Source organism: Pantoea sp. EKM21T (assembly GCF_011800405.1).
GTDB lineage: Bacteria > Pseudomonadota > Gammaproteobacteria > Enterobacterales > Enterobacteriaceae > Pantoea > Pantoea agglomerans.
The window spans coordinates 79373-96156 of record NZ_JAALFV010000001.1; the positions used below are offsets into that span (position 1 = coordinate 79373).

At 55.8% G+C, this 16784-nt stretch carries 16 protein-coding genes; 9 read left to right on the plus strand and 7 right to left on the minus strand.

What is annotated here, in order from left to right:
* Positions 1-530 precede the first annotated feature (530 nt).
* Together HFD87_RS00395 and icd are read right to left on the minus strand one after the other, a co-directional pair.
* Positions 531-728 carry a hypothetical protein gene (locus tag HFD87_RS00395; protein ID WP_010246253.1) on the minus strand — a complete coding sequence of 66 codons (198 nt, stop codon included), beginning with the start codon at positions 726-728 and terminating at the stop codon, positions 531-533.
* A 512-nt stretch (positions 729-1240) separates the two neighbouring features.
* Complete coding sequence (gene icd / locus HFD87_RS00400) at positions 1241-2491, minus strand: NADP-dependent isocitrate dehydrogenase (RefSeq protein WP_010246256.1); 1251 nt, start codon at positions 2489-2491, stop codon at positions 1241-1243.
* A 104-nt stretch (positions 2492-2595) separates the two neighbouring features.
* On the opposite strand from icd, the gene rluE reads away from it, so the two are divergent.
* From rluE to HFD87_RS00440, 8 genes are all read left to right on the plus strand, one after another.
* Entirely contained in the window at positions 2596-3258 is a 663-nt protein-coding gene (gene rluE / locus HFD87_RS00405) for a 23S rRNA pseudouridine(2457) synthase RluE (protein WP_167422809.1), read from the plus strand.
* 44 nt (positions 3259-3302) lie between these two features.
* Positions 3303-3776 carry an NUDIX domain-containing protein gene (locus HFD87_RS00410; protein ID WP_010246262.1) on the plus strand — a complete coding sequence of 158 codons (474 nt, stop codon included), beginning with the start codon at positions 3303-3305 and terminating at the stop codon, positions 3774-3776.
* 42 nt (positions 3777-3818) lie between these two features.
* A complete protein-coding gene (mnmA, locus tag HFD87_RS00415; protein ID WP_010669869.1) occupies positions 3819-4931 on the plus strand; it encodes a tRNA 2-thiouridine(34) synthase MnmA in 1113 nt (370 codons plus the stop codon).
* Positions 4932-4973: 42 nt separating this feature from the next.
* Entirely contained in the window at positions 4974-5615 is a 642-nt protein-coding gene (gene hflD, locus HFD87_RS00420) for a high frequency lysogenization protein HflD (RefSeq protein WP_010246266.1), read from the plus strand.
* A gap of 44 nt (positions 5616-5659) precedes the next feature.
* The gene (gene purB, locus HFD87_RS00425) at positions 5660-7030 is read left to right on the plus strand and encodes an adenylosuccinate lyase (protein WP_010246268.1); all 1371 of its coding nucleotides are present in this window, start codon (positions 5660-5662) and stop codon (positions 7028-7030) included.
* Between the two features lie 104 nt (positions 7031-7134).
* Positions 7135-7803, plus strand: coding sequence for a two-component system response regulator PhoP (gene phoP, locus HFD87_RS00430; protein ID WP_010246270.1), 669 nt, complete (start codon positions 7135-7137; stop codon positions 7801-7803).
* Positions 7804-7805: 2 nt separating this feature from the next.
* Positions 7806-9266, plus strand: a complete 1461-nt coding sequence (gene phoQ, locus HFD87_RS00435; protein ID WP_010246272.1) for a two-component system sensor histidine kinase PhoQ — start codon at positions 7806-7808, stop codon at positions 9264-9266.
* 57 nt (positions 9267-9323) lie between these two features.
* On the plus strand, positions 9324-10448 hold the full coding sequence (locus HFD87_RS00440) for a cupin domain-containing protein (protein WP_010246274.1): 1125 nt from the start codon (positions 9324-9326) through the stop codon (positions 10446-10448).
* A gap of 66 nt (positions 10449-10514) precedes the next feature.
* On the opposite strand, the gene pepT is transcribed toward HFD87_RS00440, so the two are convergent.
* From pepT to lolC, 5 genes are all read right to left on the minus strand, one after another.
* On the minus strand, positions 10515-11744 hold the full coding sequence (gene pepT / locus HFD87_RS00445; protein WP_010246276.1) for a peptidase T: 1230 nt from the start codon (positions 11742-11744) through the stop codon (positions 10515-10517).
* 236 nt (positions 11745-11980) lie between these two features.
* Complete coding sequence (gene cobB / locus HFD87_RS00450; protein ID WP_010246278.1) at positions 11981-12814, minus strand: Sir2 family NAD+-dependent deacetylase; 834 nt, start codon at positions 12812-12814, stop codon at positions 11981-11983.
* A gap of 145 nt (positions 12815-12959) precedes the next feature.
* Positions 12960-14204, minus strand: a complete 1245-nt coding sequence (lolE, locus tag HFD87_RS00455) for a lipoprotein-releasing ABC transporter permease subunit LolE (RefSeq protein WP_022625849.1) — start codon at positions 14202-14204, stop codon at positions 12960-12962.
* Positions 14204-14908, minus strand: a complete 705-nt coding sequence (gene lolD / locus HFD87_RS00460; RefSeq protein WP_010246282.1) for a lipoprotein-releasing ABC transporter ATP-binding protein LolD — start codon at positions 14906-14908, stop codon at positions 14204-14206. The genes lolE and lolD overlap by 1 nt, the downstream gene beginning before the upstream one ends.
* Complete coding sequence (gene lolC, locus HFD87_RS00465) at positions 14901-16100, minus strand: lipoprotein-releasing ABC transporter permease subunit LolC (protein ID WP_039392496.1); 1200 nt, start codon at positions 16098-16100, stop codon at positions 14901-14903. Before lolC ends, lolD begins: the two co-directional genes overlap by 8 nt.
* 248 nt (positions 16101-16348) lie before the next feature.
* Here lolC and HFD87_RS00470 point away from each other — a divergent pair, with 248 nt between their 5' ends.
* Positions 16349-16558, plus strand: coding sequence for a hypothetical protein (locus tag HFD87_RS00470; protein WP_003849845.1), 210 nt, complete (start codon positions 16349-16351; stop codon positions 16556-16558).
* Positions 16559-16784 lie beyond the last annotated feature (226 nt).

Consider the following 16784-nt stretch of genomic DNA (forward strand, 5'->3'; position numbering starts at 1 on the left):
TTAGTCAGCGCAGTGTCAGATTGGTTCCATAGTTGCGATATTGTTAAAATATGAGGCCAGCACGACAGGCCAGAGACAGGCCTGAATTATTAACCGGATTATTATTTTACGGCGTCGGCCCTGCCGGGCCAGCATGCAGAAAAGGAAAAGGCCGCCCATGGCGTAATACTGGTCAGTTAAGATTAGATTTGTAAAAGCTGTCACGGTCAAACGTGCCAGCTTTTTTTCCGGGCGAGCGAGCCGCAGTGCGGGCCTGAGCAGGCCGGGGTCGCTCAGGGGCAGGCAATCCGCAGCACTGAACAGAATGAGTCTGCCAGGAGAGCCCGCAGGACGCGGGCGAAAGGTGGGGCGGCACAGGATGTGCCATCCCCGGCGGTCCGTCAGGCAGGCGAATGAAGTGAAGGAACCGCGCAGCGGCGCGAGGACCGCCAGCCCCTGAGCGGCACCAGACTGCGTTATCACCTGTCGCTTAACTGACTGGCATTACGCCCATGGCGGCCTGAGGTCTCTGGCTTGATGACCGGGATCGGTCAGTCGGCGCGGGTTGTCAGCAGGCTGATAGCCAGCGTCATCACGGGTTCCGGGTTGATTCCGGTAAACATTTGATGAATTTTTTCAGAAATGGCTTCACCAGTCACAGGCTTATTTTCAGCCACGATTTCCATCACCGCCTGTCCAAATAGCAGGCGACATGCCGCAATAGCATCACTTACCGCTTCATCATCCATAATGCTCTCCCTCTGTATCGGCAGAAGCGTACACGTCTGCGGCAACCGGATCATGCGTAACTCTATTTTTTTGTGGTACAGGTTACAAAAATGAATCAGCTGTAAGGAGCAAATAACGTGGCCCGACACATTTAATGCCGGGCGCTTAACTGGTACTGAAAGAGATTAACAGAGGGTCGTTTAACCAATCAGGCGTGACAGGGTGGATGACAGATATGCGTTCACTCACTCTTTTACCGTGGCATCAGACAATTCAATTTGCAGAGAGAGTAAAATGCCATGTAGCGGGAAATGATTTAGCAGCACTCTCACTGAGAAAATGTTTTAAACAGTACGGTGCGAGAGCAATAAGCGCTTAGATGAGTAATCGCTATAACGATGATCGCGGCAAAGCCTGGATTGTGGTTGCTGCGTGAAGGTGATTTTATGAAGAGTTTTGGGGAAAGAAAGCCGGAAGTAAAAAGCCAACACGATTTTTACATTCGTGTTGGCTGTATGTTACGTAAAGCCGATTACATATTTTCGATGATCGCGTCACCAAACTCTGAACATTTCAGCAGTTTAGCGCCATCCATCAGGCGTTCGAAATCGTAAGTCACGGTCTTGTTAGCGATAGCGCCTTCAACACCTTTAACAATCAGGTCAGCCGCTTCGAACCACTCCATGTGACGCAGCATCATTTCTGCGGACAGAATAATTGAACCTGGGTTCACTTTATCCTGACCTGCATACTTAGGTGCTGTACCGTGGGTCGCTTCGAACAGCGCACACTCGTCACCGATGTTGGCGCCTGGTGCGATACCAATACCGCCAACCTGCGCTGCCAGAGCGTCAGAGATGTAGTCACCGTTCAGGTTCATACAGGCGATAACGTCATACTCAGCCGGACGCAGCAGGATCTGTTGCAGGAACGCATCAGCAATCACATCTTTAACGATGATCTCTTTGCCGGTGTTCGGGTTTTTGAACTTCATCCACGGGCCACCGTCGATCAGTTCGCCGCCGAACTCTTCTTTCACTAACTGGTATCCCCAGTCTTTGAAAGAGCCTTCGGTGAACTTCATGATGTTGCCTTTGTGGACCAGGGTCAGTGAATCACGATCGTTAGTGATGGTGTATTCCACTGCCGCGCGCACCAGACGTTTGGTGCCCGCTTCTGAACATGGCTTAACGCCGATACCGCACTGCTCAGGGAAGCGAATTTTCTTCACGCCCATCTCTTCGCGCAGGAACTTGATCACTTTGTCCGCTTCGGCAGAGCCCGCTTTCCACTCGATACCGGCATAGATATCTTCGGAGTTTTCACGGAAGATCACCATGTCGGTCTCTTCAGGACGTTTAACCGGGCTTGGCGTGCCTTTGTAGTAACGTACCGGACGCAGGCAGACGTAGAGGTCAAGCTCCTGACGCAGGGCCACGTTCAGTGAACGAATACCGCCGCCGACCGGGGTGGTCAGTGGGCCTTTAATGGCCACGCGATATTCTTTAATTAAGTCGAGAGTTTCCTGTGGCAGCCAGACATCCTGGCCGTAGAGTTCAACTGACTTCTCACCGGTGTAAATCTCCATCCAGGAGATCTTACGCTCGCCGTTGTAGGCTTTCTTCACCGCCGCATCGACGACTTTCAGCATTACCGGGGAAACATCAACACCGATACCGTCACCCTCAATGTAAGGAATGACCGGATTGTTTGGCACTGTAAGCTTGCCCTGATTCAGGGTGATTTTCTGACCTTCCGCCGGAACAACTACTTTGCTTTCCATTAACCTCTCCTGGGCGTTTGTTAATGATTTGTAAGATGCGCGTCAATACTACTTGAATATTTCCGCCACGCCAATCACCGCAATTTCACGTTATAATGCGCCGAATGTTTCTGACTGCAAAGCCCATGCGAAAAACTTCTCAACGAATTCACCAGGATAAACGATTCAGCCGCCCGACGCGTGATGCGCGGCGTTCCCCTGCCCGTCCTCCGGCTCCGCGCCGCGTGATTCTGTTTAACAAACCGTTCGACGTGTTACCGCAGTTCACCGATGAAGCGGGCCGCCGAACCCTGAAGGATTTTGTCAGCGTCGCAGAGGTTTATGCCGCAGGTCGCCTCGATCGCGACAGCGAAGGATTGATGGTGCTGACCAACGACGGCGCGCTGCAGGCTGCGCTGACTCAGCCCGGCAAACGCACAGGTAAGATCTATTATGTGCAGGTGGAAGGCGAGCCACAGGAGACGGATCTGCAGCCTTTGCGGGATGGGGTTAATCTGAAAGATGGGTTGACGCTGCCCGCTGGGGTAGAAAAAGTGGCTGAGCCTGAGTGGCTCTGGCCACGTCAGCCACCTATACGCGAACGTAAAAACATCCCGACGCAGTGGCTGAAAATCACGCTGTATGAAGGCCGTAATCGTCAGGTTCGTCGGATGACCGCCCACATTGGCTTTCCCACATTGCGATTGATCCGGTACGCGATGGGGAGTTATTCGCTCGACGATCTGGCTCCGGGCGCGTGGCGTGAACTCAGCGAAAGTGCGCTCTGAAAACCGGTTTTTTATAACCTCAGGTTAACAATTGCGGAGAAGTGATGTTTAAACCTCATGTTACTGTCGCCTGTCTGGTTCAGGCCGAAGGTGAATTACTGGTAGTGGAAGAGACGATTAACGGTCGCCCCACCTGGAACCAGCCCGCCGGACATCTTGAAGCGGATGAAACTCTGCTGGAAGCCGCAGAGCGCGAACTCTATGAAGAGACCGGCATCGCCACGCCGATGCACTATTTCATCGCGATAAACCAGTGGATCGCGCCCGACAGTACGCCTTTTGTGCGTTTTCTGTTTGGCGTGGATCTGGCGGAAAAAGCGCCAACCCAGCCGCAGGACAGCGACATCGATTGCTGCTGGTGGTTGCCGCCAGCGCAGATTCTCACTGCCTCTAACCTGCGTTCGCCGCTGGTCGCGGAAAGCGTACGCCTGTGGCAACAGGGCACGCGCTACCCGCTACATCTGGTCAGCCCGTTCCGGTGGCCGTTTCACGAGGGTGCGCGCCTGCCTTCTGCATGATAGAATGCGCCGCCTGTTTTTTTATCGTAATGCGAGCGTGTCATGTCTGACAACAGCCAGAAAAAAGTGATCGTCGGTATGTCCGGCGGCGTCGATTCTTCCGTTTCCGCCTGGTTACTGCAACAGCAGGGTTACCAGGTTGAAGGCCTGTTCATGAAGAACTGGGAGGAAGACGATGGCGAGGAGTATTGTACCGCCGCGGACGATCTGGCGGATGCGCAAGCGGTGTGCGACAAGCTGGGTATGAAGCTGCACAAAGTTAACTTTGCCGCTGAATACTGGGATAACGTCTTTGAGCATTTCCTCGAAGAGTACAAAGCAGGCCGCACGCCCAACCCCGATATCCTCTGCAACAAAGAGATCAAATTCAAAGCGTTCCTGGAGTTCGCGGCTGAGGATCTCGGCGCAGATTTTATCGCCACCGGTCACTACGTGCGTCGTCAGGACGTGGCTGGCCAGAGCCAGCTGCTACGCGGTCTGGATGGCAACAAAGATCAGAGCTACTTCCTCTATACCCTGAGCCACCAGCAGATCGCCCAAAGTCTGTTCCCGGTTGGCGAGCTGGAAAAACCGGAAGTGCGCCGCATTGCCGAACAGCTCGACCTTATCACCGCGAAGAAGAAAGACTCGACCGGCATCTGCTTTATCGGTGAGCGCAAATTCCGCGACTTCCTGGCGCGCTATCTCCCGGCTCAGCCTGGCGAAATAGAAACCACCGAAGGCCAGATCGTCGGTGAACATCAGGGGCTGATGTACCATACTCTGGGACAGCGTAAAGGCCTGGGTATTGGCGGCCTGAAAGAGAGCAAAGATGATCCCTGGTATGTGGTCGACAAAGATGTGGCGCGTAACCGCCTGATTGTTGCCCAGGGCGGCGATCATCCGCGTCTGATGTCCGTCGGCCTGATTGCGCAGCAGCTGCACTGGGTTGATCGCCAGCCGATTACCGCCCCGCTTCGCTGCACCGTGAAAACCCGCTATCGTCAGACCGATATTCCCTGTGAGATTATCCCACACGGCGACGATCGGATTGAGGTGCGTTTCGACGAGCCGGTTGCAGCGGTGACGCCGGGTCAGTCTGCGGTGTTTTACCTTGGCGAGGTCTGCCTCGGTGGCGGTATTATCGAACAGCGTCTGCCGTTAGTGGCGGAGTAAGCGGGCTCAGCCCGCATTGATGACGCGTAAACAGGAGTAACCGTGGCGAAAAATTATCAGGAAATTACGCTGGCGCTGGCGGGCATCTGTCAGTCGGCCCATCTGGTGCAGCAGCTGGCTCAGCAGGGTCATTGCCAGCCGGAGGCGCTGACCGTGTCGCTGCGCAGCGTGCTGGACCTTAATCCTGGCTCAACGCTGGCGGTGTTTGGCAACAATGAAGCCAACCTGCGCCTCGGACTTGAAACGCTGATGGCGGTGCTGAACAGCAGCAGTCGTCAGGGTGCAGGTGCAGAGCTGACGCGTTACACCCTGAGCATGATGGTGCTGGAGCGCAAGCTCAGCGCCAGTAAAACGGCCATGGCGACGCTGGCCCAGCGCATCACTCAGCTGGATCGCCAGCTGGCGCATTATGAACTGGAATCAGACACCATTCTCAGCGCGATGGCTGCCATCTATGTGGATGTGATCAGCCCGCTTGGCCCGCGTATTCAGGTCACCGGTTCGCCTGCGGTACTGCAGAATACGCAGGTACAGAGTAAAGTGCGCGCCACCCTGTTAGCCGGTATCCGTGCTGCCGTATTGTGGCAGCAGGTCGGTGGTGGCCGACTGCAACTGATGTTCTCGCGTCAGCGTTTGCTGCGTGAAGCGAAAACCCTCTTATCCCGGCTGCCACTGACTTACTAAGTCGGTGCGGCAAAACACTGCTAAATGATTCAGGAGTTGCACTGATGGAATTATCCTCTCTGACCGCCGTCTCACCTGTCGATGGTCGTTACGGCGATAAAGTCAGCCCGCTGCGTGCGATTTTCAGCGAATTCGGTTTGCTGAAATTCCGCGTTGAGGTTGAAGTTCGCTGGTTACAAAAACTGGCCGCGACCGCAGAGATCAAGGAAGTTCCTGCATTTGATGCCGACGCAAACGCTTTCCTTGATGCGATTGTCGCCGGTTTTTCCGAAGAAGATGCCGCGCGCATCAAAACCATTGAGCGCACCACCAACCACGACGTCAAAGCGGTTGAGTATTTCCTGAAAGAGAAAGTTGCCGACGTCCCTGCCCTGCATGCTGTTTCTGAATTTATCCACTTCGCCTGTACTTCTGAAGATATCAACAACCTGTCGCACGCCCTGATGCTGGAAACAGCCCGTCGTGACGTGATCCTGCCTTACTGGCAGCAGCTGATTACCGCTGTGAAAGATCTTGCCAGCGAATATCGTGACATTCCGCTGCTCTCCCGCACCCACGGCCAGCCGGCTACTCCGTCGACGATGGGTAAAGAGATGGCGAACGTCGCTTACCGTCTGGAGCGTCAGTTACGTCAGCTGAAACAGATTGAGGTGCTGGGCAAAATCAACGGCGCTGTAGGGAATTACAACGCCCACATTGCCGCCTATCCCGAAGTGGACTGGCATGCGCTGAGCGAGAACTTCGTCACCTCGCTGGGGATCACCTGGAACCCTTACACCACCCAGATTGAGCCGCACGACTATATTGCCGAAATGTTCGACTGCATCGCCCGCTTTAACACCATCCTGATCGATTTCGATCGCGATATCTGGGGTTATGTGGCGCTGAACCATTTCAAACAGAAGACCATTGCGGGCGAGATTGGCTCGTCGACCATGCCGCACAAAGTGAACCCAATTGACTTCGAAAACTCCGAAGGCAATCTGGGCCTGGCGAACGCGGTAATGCAGCATCTGGCCAGCAAACTGCCGGTCTCACGCTGGCAGCGCGATCTGACCGACTCCACCGTGCTGCGTAACCTCGGTGTGGGCGTCGGTTATGCGCTGATCGCCTATCAGGCGACGCTGAAAGGCATCTCGAAACTGGAAGTGAACCGCGATCGTCTGCTGGATGAACTGGATCACAACTGGGAAGTGCTGGCAGAACCGATCCAGACGGTAATGCGCCGTTACGGCATTGAGAAGCCTTATGAAAAGCTGAAGGAGCTGACGCGCGGTAAACGCGTCGATGCCGCCGGCATGCAGGCCTTTATCGACAGCCTGGCGCTGCCGGAAGAGGAAAAAGTCCGTCTGAAGCAGATGACGCCTGCAAACTACATTGGCCGCGCTATCCAGATGGTTGACGATCTGAAATAATGCCCGCCGCAGACCGGCCCAGTCCGGTCTGCGTTAACATCTTGTTTAATACATTTCGCGTATACTTTCTGCAGGTTGACTCAAACAGAGTGTAAGGAATTTCTATGCGTGTTCTGGTTGTTGAAGACAATGCCCTGCTGCGCCATCATCTCGCCGTCCAGTTACGTGACATGGGCCATCAGGTCGATGCCGCCGAAGACGCCAAAGAAGCTGACTATTTTCTTCGGGAACATCTGCCCGATATCGCGCTGGTGGATCTCGGCCTGCCGGATGAAGATGGTATGTCTCTGATTCGCCGCTGGCGCAGCGATGCCGTGCGCCAGCCGATTCTGGTGCTGACCGCCCGTGAAGGCTGGCAGGCCAAAGTTGAGGCGCTGGAAGCCGGTGCGGATGACTACGTCACCAAACCGTTTCACATTGAAGAAGTCGCGGCACGCCTGCAGGCGCTGATGCGTCGTAACAGCGGACATGCCTCGCAAATCATCGATATGGCCCCGTTTCAGGTTGATCTCTCCCGCCGTGAACTGACGGTCAATGAACAGCCGGTGAAGCTCACGGCCTTTGAGTACACCATTGTTGAAACACTGATCCGTAACGCGGGCAAAGTGGTGAGCAAAGACTCGCTGATGCTGCAGCTCTATCCTGACGCTGAACTGCGTGAAAGCCACACCATCGACGTTCTTATGGGACGTCTGCGCAAAAAAATTCTGGCGTTGCATCCTACTGACGTGATCGCCACCGTGCGTGGCCAGGGCTACCGCTTTGATCTCTGACCATGTCCTGGTTTAATCGTTATCGCCCTATTTCGCTGCGCGCCCGCTTTCTGCTGGCCTCCGCAGCGATCGTCCTCTTCCTCTCACTCTCCTATGGCATGGTGGCGGTGATTGGCTATGTGGTCAGTTTCGATAAAAACACCTACCGCGTGATGCGCGGCGAGAGCAACCTGTTCTTTACGCTGGCGCAATGGCATGACAACAAACTCACCATCGCCCAGCCGGAACGGATGACGCTCAACTTCCCGACGCTGGTATTTATTTACGATGAGCACGGCAAACTGTTGTGGCAACAACGCGACGTGCCAGAGATCCGCAAGAAGATCCGCCGTGAATGGCTGCTGAAGCCTGACTTCTACGAGATTGATACCAGTAACCGTACCAGCATGGTGGCAATGGGCAATAACCTGAATGCTCAGCAACGACTCAACGACTGGGACAATGACAGCAACGATACCTTTACCCACTCGGTCGCCGTTAACCGTTACGATGCCACCACGAATCTGCCCGCGCTCACCATTGTGGTGGTCGACTCTATCCCGCAGGAGTTGCAGCATTCTGATGTGGTCTGGTCGTGGTTCAGCTATGTGCTGGCAGCCAACCTGATACTGATCATTCCGTTGCTGTGGCTGGCGGCGCACTGGAGTCTGCGGCCGATTGGCGCGCTGACACAGCAGGTGCGCGAACTGGAGACCAGTCAGCGCGAAAATCTGGCGGATAATCCGCCGCAGGAACTGCGCAGTCTGGTGCGTAACCTCAATCTGTTGCTGACCAATGAGCGGCAACGCTATACCCGCTATCGCACCACGCTTTCAGACCTGACCCACAGCCTGAAAACGCCGCTGGCCGTGTTGCAGAGCACCCTGCGCTCGCTGCGCAACGGCAAGGAACTGACGGTGGAACAGGCTGAGCCGGTGATGCTGGAGCAGATTAGTCGAATCTCGCAGCAGGTCGGTTATTATCTTCATCGCGCCAGTATGCAGGCCGATCACAATCCGCTGCAGCGCGATCTGCATTCCGTTTCCGGTCTGCTCGACAAGCTCTGCTCGGCCCTGAATAAAGTCTATCAGCGTAAAGGTGTGGCGATTTCGCTGGATATCTCACCGGAGCTGACCTTTGTTGGCGACCAGAATGACTTTATGGAAGTACTCGGCAACGTGCTCGATAACGCCTGCAAGTATTGCCTGGAATTTATCGAAATCAGCGCATTTCAGAGCGAAAATGCACTCCATCTCTATATTGACGATGATGGTCCGGGCATTCCCGAGAGTAAGCGCGATTTAGTGTTTGTCCGGGGTCAGCGCGCCGATACCCTGCGTCCCGGTCAGGGACTGGGTCTGGCGGTGGTGCGCGATATTCTTGAGCAATATGAGGGCAACGTCATCGCCTCCGGTAGCGCACTCGGCGGAACACGCATGGAAGTGGTCTTTCAGCGCCAGGAAGTCGAACATCGCCGCGAGTAGAAAACCCTCAGGGCTGTTATACTTGCTGGCATTTACAGCCCTAAGCGGAACCCTTTTATGGACTATCAGCTCGATATTAACTGGCCCGATTTTATTCAGCGTTACTGGCAGAAACGCCCGGTAGTGCTGAAGCGTGGTTTTAAAAACTTTGTCGATCCTCTTTCACCGGATGAACTGGCCGGTCTGGCGATGGAAAACGAGGTGGATAGCCGCCTGGTAAGCCATCAGGATGGCAAATGGCAGGTCAGCCACGGCCCGTTCGAGAGCTATGATCATCTGGGTGAAAACAACTGGTCGCTGCTGGTACAGGCGGTCAATCACTGGCATGAAGCCTCTGCCGCACTGATGCGCCCTTTCCGTTTCCTGCCTGACTGGCGTGTTGATGACCTGATGGTGTCGTTTGCCGTGCCTGGCGGCGGCGTCGGTCCTCATTTTGATCAGTATGATGTCTTTATTATTCAGGGTGCCGGTCGCCGTCGCTGGCGCGTCGGTGAAAAGGTGCCGCTGAAGCAGCACTGCCCGCACCCGGATCTGCTGCAGGTTGAGCCATTCGACGCCATCATCGATGAAGAGATGGAGCCGGGTGATATTCTCTATATTCCGCCAGGGTTCCCGCATGAAGGCTACTCGCTGGAAAACGCCCTGAACTACTCCGTGGGTTTCCGTGCCCCCAGCGGACGCGAGTTAATCAGCGGCTTTGCAGATTACGCGCTGGCTAATGAGCTGGGCAGCCTGCGCTTCAGCGATCCGGATGTCCCTGCACGTGATTGCCCGTCGCAGATTCTGCCGCAGGAGATTGAAGGCGTACGTCAGTTGATGCTGGATGTGGTCAATCAGCCGGAGCAGTTCGCTCAGTGGTTTGGCGAATTCATTTCCCAGTCACGCCACGAACTCGATGTCGCGCCGCCGGAACCGCCTTACCAGCCTGATGAAATTTATGATGCGCTGCAACAGGGCGATACCCTGAGCCGGTTAGGTGGCCTGCGTGTCCTGACGATTGGCGATGCGGTCTATGTCAACGGTGAGCGTGTTGAGTGTTCACATCCCGATGTGATGGCGGTACTGGCGCGCCACTATCGCATCACACTGGACGATCTGGGGGATGCGCTGGATGACCCGTCGGTACTGGCGCAGATCGCTGATCTGGTCAATGCCGGTTACTGGTACTTCGGCGACGAATAATCTGAGCTGATAATGAATCAGGCTCTCTTGCCACCGTGGCAGAGAGCCTTTTTTGTGTCTGCGGGTTTAATTCTTCTTCTGCGCCGCCAGCTCTGACAGCCGCACAATCACTTCCACCGATTTCGCCATGATATTCAGCGAAGCAAACTCATGCTTGCCGTGATAGTTATAGCCACCGGTGAAGATGTTCGGGCAAGGCAGCCCTTTCCAGGACAGCGCCGATCCATCCGTACCGCCGCGAATCGGTTTCACTACCGGCTCAATGCCGCAGTCACGCATCGCCTGTAAAGCCAGTTCGATGATGTGCGGGAACGGCTCAACCTTTTCACGCATGTTGCGATAGCTGTTGGTGATCTCGACGGTGACCGAACAGTCCGGGTGCAGGGTTTTGTTGATCTCTGCGGCAATCTGCAGCAGCGTCTGTTTACGCTGTTCAAAACTCTCCGTTTCGAAGTCACGAATGATATAGAGCATCTCGGCGTGTTCGACGCTGCCTTTGATCTGATGCAGATGATAGAAGCCCTGATAGCCGTCAGTATATTGCGGTTTTTCACTGGCCGGGACCGCGGCATGAAACTGGTTTGCCAGATCCAGCGCATTGACCATCACCCCTTTGGCGGAGCCAGGGTGCACGTTGTTACCGACGATTTTGACGGTGGCCGAAGCAGCGTTGAAGTTCTCATACTCGAACTCCCCTAAATCACTGCCATCAATGGTGTAGGCCCAGTCAGCGGCAAAGCCTTCCACATCAAAGTGAGAAGTGCCGCGACCAATCTCTTCATCGGGCGTAAAGGCAACACGGATCGCACCGTGCGGCGTATCGCTCGCAGCCAGTTGCGCCATCGCCGTCATGATCTCAGCGATACCCGCTTTATCATCCGCGCCCAGCAGGGTTTTGCCATCGGTAGTAATCAGCGTATGCCCAATCAGCTTGTGCAGCACCGGGAACATCACCGGCGAGAGAATTTCGTTGCCGTTGCCCAGCGCAATGTCTCCGCCGCGATAATTTTCAATGATCTGCGGATTCACATGTTTCGCCGTAAAGTCTGGCGAGGTATCCATGTGAGAGATGAAACCGATGACTGGTGTCGGCCAGTCAACATTGGCGGGCAGCGTGCCCATGACGCAACAGTGATCGCTTAAGGAGACATCGACAAAACCCAGTGCCAGCAACTCCTCCTGCAGCTGACGCGCCAGCGTCCACTGCCCTTCACTGCTGGGCACCTGGCGCGCCTGCGGCTTAGCCTGGGTCTCAACGGCCACATAACTTAAAAAGCGCTCAAGTAACTGTTCCATATCCCATCCTTTAAAAGTGCCATCCGGTATTATTAACAGACCAGCCGGTTACAACGTTGCGTAAAATCATTCGCAGACAGGTTAGCGCTGTCGATAACCTTTGGGAAAGCAATAAGCCCGAAAAAAACGGCTGATTACGAGATTGTTGCGGCAAACCTCGCAATGTTGATAAACACCGGGCGGCTGGAATCAGCATGACGGGCAAAAAACGGCGAGGCGGCCATAGCCGCCCCTGCTTACTTATAAAGCGCGCGCAGCAGCTTATGCACAAACTCCGGCACCACTTCGCTCGCCAGGCCGTAATGCCGCTCGGCAAATTCGTTGCCCACCTGGCTTGGCTCCAGGTTCAGCTCAACAGTATGCGCGCCCTGCAGTTTGGCTTCATGGACAAAACCCGCGGCCGGATAGACATGGCCTGAGGTGCCGATAGCGATAAAGTAATCGGCCTGTTCCAGCGCCTGATAAATCTGCTCCATGCCCAGCGGCATCTCACCAAACCACACTACGTGCGGCCGCAGCGCCGAGGGGAACTGGCAGCAGGTGCAGCGATCGTCCGGCGTGATATCACCGGTCCACTCAATGACCTGACCGCTGGTGACACAGCGCACTTTTAGCAGCTCACCGTGCATATGCAGCACCCGGCTGTTTCCGGCACGCTCATGCAGATTGTCGATGTTTTGTGTGACCAGCAAAAAGTTATCGCCTAATACCTGTTCCAGCTCCGCCAGTGCCAGATGGGCCGCATTAGGCTGAATCTCTGCCTCCTGCAATTGCTGGCGGCGCGCATTGTAAAAGCGCTGCACCAGCGCGGGATCGCGCTGAAATCCTTCGGGCGTCGCAACATCTTCTACGTGGTGCTCTTCCCACAGGCCGTCAGCGGCGCGGAAGGTCCGGATGCCGGACTCCGCTGAGATGCCTGCGCCGGTCAGCACGACAACATGCGGCTGAGGATGGGCGGCCAGTTCGGCCTGACGATCGCGCTCAAAAATGCGCTGGCGAAAGCGCTGATGCACTTTTCTCCGGGTTTTCTTCAGGCGGGCAAGTCGTATGCGGCGACGTGGTGTACGCATAAAATCTCCTGGCGTAGCAGCTGCGGCGAGCCGCTCTAAACAGATTCCGGGTTAACATCACCCGATAGTAACGGTTGCTGAGGGCCGCGCCCAACAGCAAAGGTCTTAAACAGATGCGGCGCGAAAGGATTCGCGCCGCATTTTTTCACTGACCGCTTAATACCCGAGCCGGGTCAATGCGGCTGGCGCGTCTGGCGGGATACCAGCTCGCCAGCAGGCTCAGCAGAATCGCGGTAATCAATACTGAGAACACATCAATCCAGTGCAGTTCCGACGGCAGGAAATCAATGAAGTAGATATCACCCGCCAGCAGATGATGACCGGTAACCGACTCCAGCCCGCGCACCAGTGAGGTCAGATTCAGCGCCACCAGCACGCCCGCGATCACGCCGCTGACGCTGCCCAGCAGGCCTGCCAGCAAACCGTACCAGATGAAGATGGCGCGGATCAGCCGGTCTTTAGCACCGAGGGTACGAAGCACCGCAATGTCACTGCTCTTATCCTTCACCGCCATCACCAGCGTTGAGACAATGTTAAAGCAGGCGACGCCAATCACCAGCACCATCGCCAGATACATGATGGCGCGGATCATCTGAATATCGCGGTACATATAGCCGTAGGTGCCAATCCAGCTCTTGATGTAGACGTAGGAACGGGTCGCTTCACCGGCATCCCGCACCAGTTTGACCGCCTGGAACGGGTCGGTCATCTTCAGGGCGATGCCGGACACGCTGTCACCCATCTCCAGATAGTGCTGTGCATCGGCGAGTGGCACCAGCGCCAGGCTGTGATCGAGCATGCCGCTCAGTTGCAGAATACCGCTGACCTGAAGCCGGATACGTTTAGGCTGAAGCAGTTTGTTATCACCATCGTTGTTGGGGATCATGATGGTGATCCAGTCGCCCTGCTTCACGTTCAGCGATTTAGCAATGCCGCCGCCCAGAATGATCTGCTGCTTACCGGCGGCAAAAGAGGACCAGCCGTTATCTGCCACAAACTGTGGCAGGGCGCTGAGGCGCGGCTCCTGTGCCGGATCAACGCCCTTTACCTGCAGCGCTTCCAGCCGGGCGCCGCTCTCAATCAGGCCGGTGAAGTTCACATAAGGCGCCGCCGCCGCAATGCCGGGCACCTTTTCAATCGGGGCAATCATCGACTGCCAGTGCTGGAACGGCTGATTGACCGCCTCGATCTCGCCGTGCGGCACCACCGCCAGAATGCGGTTGTTCAGCTCACGCTCAAAACCATTCATGGCGCTCAGACCGATAATCAGCACCGCCACGCCCAGCGCAATACCGATGGTGGAGATCACTGAAATCAGCGACACCATGCCGCCACGACGGCGGCCACGACTAAAGCGCAGGCCCAGCAACAGGGATAACGACGAACCCATTACACCGCTCCTGCCATGGTGAGCTGATCGCTTAACTGACCATCACGCATCTCCATCTGACGCGTCATGCGTTTTGCCAGCATCAGATCGTGGGTCACCACCAGAAACGCGGTGCCCTGACGCACGTTCAGTTCGCCCAGTAATTCAAAAATGGCGTCGGCGTTGCGTGCATCAAGGTTACCGGTTGGCTCATCCGCCATCACCAGCCGTGGGCGGTTAACCAGCGCACGGGCAATCGCCACGCGCTGGCGTTCGCCACCTGACAGTTCTGAAGGCCGGTGCGCGGCGCGATGGTCCAGCCCGACCGCGGCCAGCATCTCACGGGCGCGATCCTGCGCTTCCGTTTTAGCCGTTTTGCCAATCAGCAGCGGCATCGCCACGTTCTCCAGCGCGCTGAAGTCCGGCAGCAGATGGTGGAACTGATAGATAAAGCCCAGCTCGCGGTTACGCAGCTCCGCTTTGGCCGACGAGGACATGGCATTCAGTGACTGGCCATCAAACACCACGTCGCCCGATGTCGGTGCATCCAGACCGCCGAGCAGATGCAGCAGCGTACTTTTACCGGAACCGGAGCTGCCGACAATCGCTGTCAGTTCACCGGGCTGGAGGCTGAAAGCCACATTGCGCAGCACATCGGTCTGCACGCTGCCTTCCTGATAGCGTTTGCACAGGTCGCGGCACTGCAACAAAGGAGTGTTACTCATAACGTAAAGCCTCAGCAGGTTGAACGGCGGCAGCGCGCCACGAAGGATAGAGCGTAGACAACAGCGCCACAATCATGGCGCTGAGGGCGATGGTGACCACCTGCCACACATTAATATCAACCGGCAATGCGGCACCATCAAGGAACAGGCCAATCACCGGCATTAAGTTGTTGAGCTGGCTGGCCAGCAAGACACCGAGCAGCGTGCCGAGCAGCGTGCCGATAATACCGGCGCTGGCACCCTGCACCATAAACACCGCCACTATTTGCCGGCGCGTCAGGCCCTGGGTTTGCAGGATCGCCACTTCGCCCTGCTTCTCCATGATCAGCAGGCCTAACGAGGTGATGATGTTAAAGGCAGCCACGGCGATGATCAGGCTCAGCAGCAGGCCCATCATGTTCTTCTCCATACGCACCGCCTGGAAGAGATCGCCTTTACGCTCACGCCAGTCTTTCCAGACCAGGCCCGCAGGCAGTGTCTGCTGACTCAGACTGTCGACCGACAGCGGTTTATCCAGCCACAGTCGCCAGCCGGTAATGTTACCGGCCGGATAGCGCATCACGCGCGACGCATCCTGAAGATTGACCAGAATCTGATAACCATCGACTTCGCTGTTAGCGGCATAGGTGCCCGCTACGGTAAACAGACGCTGACTTGGCACACGTCCCATCGGGGTGAACTGGCTGACCGAAGGCACCATCAGACGCAGCTGATCGCCACGTTTTACGCCAAGCTGAGATGCCAGCTGTTCGCCGAGGATCACGTTGTACTGCCCGGCCTGCAGCACGCTCTGCCGGGTATTGACCAGGAAAGGGGTAAGCGGATCTTTTTCATCCGGCTCAATGCCCAGCATCACGCCAACGGAGACGCTGTGCGGGCTTTGCAGCACCACATTGGCGGTGGTCAGCGGCGCAATACGGCTGACACCCTGCAGATTCAGCGAGGTGGCGGGTTGCTGTTGTGGATTGAGACTGCCTTTGTCGCTGGTGATCAGCGCCTGAGGCATCAGGCCAAGAATATTGCCTTCGAGTTCACGCTCAAAACCGTTCATCACCGATAACACGGTGACCATCGCCAGCACGCCGAGCGTAATGCCAATCGTTGAGAGCCAGGAGACAAAGCGACCGAAGCGATCCGATGCTCGTCCGCGCATATAACGCAGACCGATAAATAGCGCGACAGGTTGATACATGGAATCCAGTAAGCCGTTGCCTGAAAATAGGTAGTGGGATGATAAAGGAGCGGCTGGCTTTATGAAACCTCTAACCCTCTGAGTCGGCAGCAAAGTTGCATCCGGATGCGTCACTTTACGTGCCAAAGCAGCGGAATAGCCGATAAAGCCGCCGCTTATTGGCTGATTATTCAGCGCTCAGGGGGGTAGACTACAATCAGTACCATGATCACAGGTGATTTATTGCCGGGCAGTATGAGGTAGCGACCATGTTGAAATTTCCCAAAGGCAGCATCGTTAAACATAAATCCGGGGAGATCAGAGGCGAAATCATCAACGTCTTTGAGCAGGGAAACGCACCAGCCGGCTACTACGTAAAGTGGGACGACGGTAACCTCAGCTATCATCCTGAGCAGGAGTTATCCTGGGCGAATATCGACCGCCCACGCATGCATTACACACAGCAATCCATAAAATAAAATGCCCTTTTAACCCCGTCGCTGCATGGCGACGGCGGTTTTTTCTGATCCCTTGCCAGACTCCGTCTATCCTCTCTTTATCCGCACGATTACCGCTGACGCCCGGTAATGGCTGACCGATCCCCTGGTTCAGCGCGGCGCGGCAGGAAAATTGTGCCGCAGAGGTGATCCCCCTGACATAATATGGAATGATTACGTCCTGGAAAAATGGAGCAACCCCGAGATC

Coding starts and splice junctions, on each gene's coding strand:
- HFD87_RS00395 (WP_010246253.1), bottom strand. CDS start 728: ATGGATGATGAAGCGGTAAGTGATGCTATTGCGGCATGTCGCCTGCTA.
- icd (WP_010246256.1), bottom strand. CDS start 2,491: ATGGAAAGCAAAGTAGTTGTTCCGGCGGAAGGTCAGAAAATCACCCTG.
- rluE (WP_167422809.1), top strand. CDS start 2,596: ATGTTTCTGACTGCAAAGCCCATGCGAAAAACTTCTCAACGAATTCAC.
- HFD87_RS00410 (WP_010246262.1), top strand. CDS start 3,303: ATGTTTAAACCTCATGTTACTGTCGCCTGTCTGGTTCAGGCCGAAGGT.
- mnmA (WP_010669869.1), top strand. CDS start 3,819: ATGTCTGACAACAGCCAGAAAAAAGTGATCGTCGGTATGTCCGGCGGC.
- purB (WP_010246268.1), top strand. CDS start 5,660: ATGGAATTATCCTCTCTGACCGCCGTCTCACCTGTCGATGGTCGTTAC.
- phoP (WP_010246270.1), top strand. CDS start 7,135: ATGCGTGTTCTGGTTGTTGAAGACAATGCCCTGCTGCGCCATCATCTC.
- phoQ (WP_010246272.1), top strand. CDS start 7,806: ATGTCCTGGTTTAATCGTTATCGCCCTATTTCGCTGCGCGCCCGCTTT.
- HFD87_RS00440 (WP_010246274.1), top strand. CDS start 9,324: ATGGACTATCAGCTCGATATTAACTGGCCCGATTTTATTCAGCGTTAC.
- pepT (WP_010246276.1), bottom strand. CDS start 11,744: ATGGAACAGTTACTTGAGCGCTTTTTAAGTTATGTGGCCGTTGAGACC.
- cobB (WP_010246278.1), bottom strand. CDS start 12,814: ATGCGTACACCACGTCGCCGCATACGACTTGCCCGCCTGAAGAAAACC.
- lolE (WP_022625849.1), bottom strand. CDS start 14,204: ATGGGTTCGTCGTTATCCCTGTTGCTGGGCCTGCGCTTTAGTCGTGGC.
- lolD (WP_010246282.1), bottom strand. CDS start 14,908: ATGAGTAACACTCCTTTGTTGCAGTGCCGCGACCTGTGCAAACGCTAT.
- lolC (WP_039392496.1), bottom strand. CDS start 16,100: ATGTATCAACCTGTCGCGCTATTTATCGGTCTGCGTTATATGCGCGGA.
- HFD87_RS00470 (WP_003849845.1), top strand. CDS start 16,349: ATGTTGAAATTTCCCAAAGGCAGCATCGTTAAACATAAATCCGGGGAG.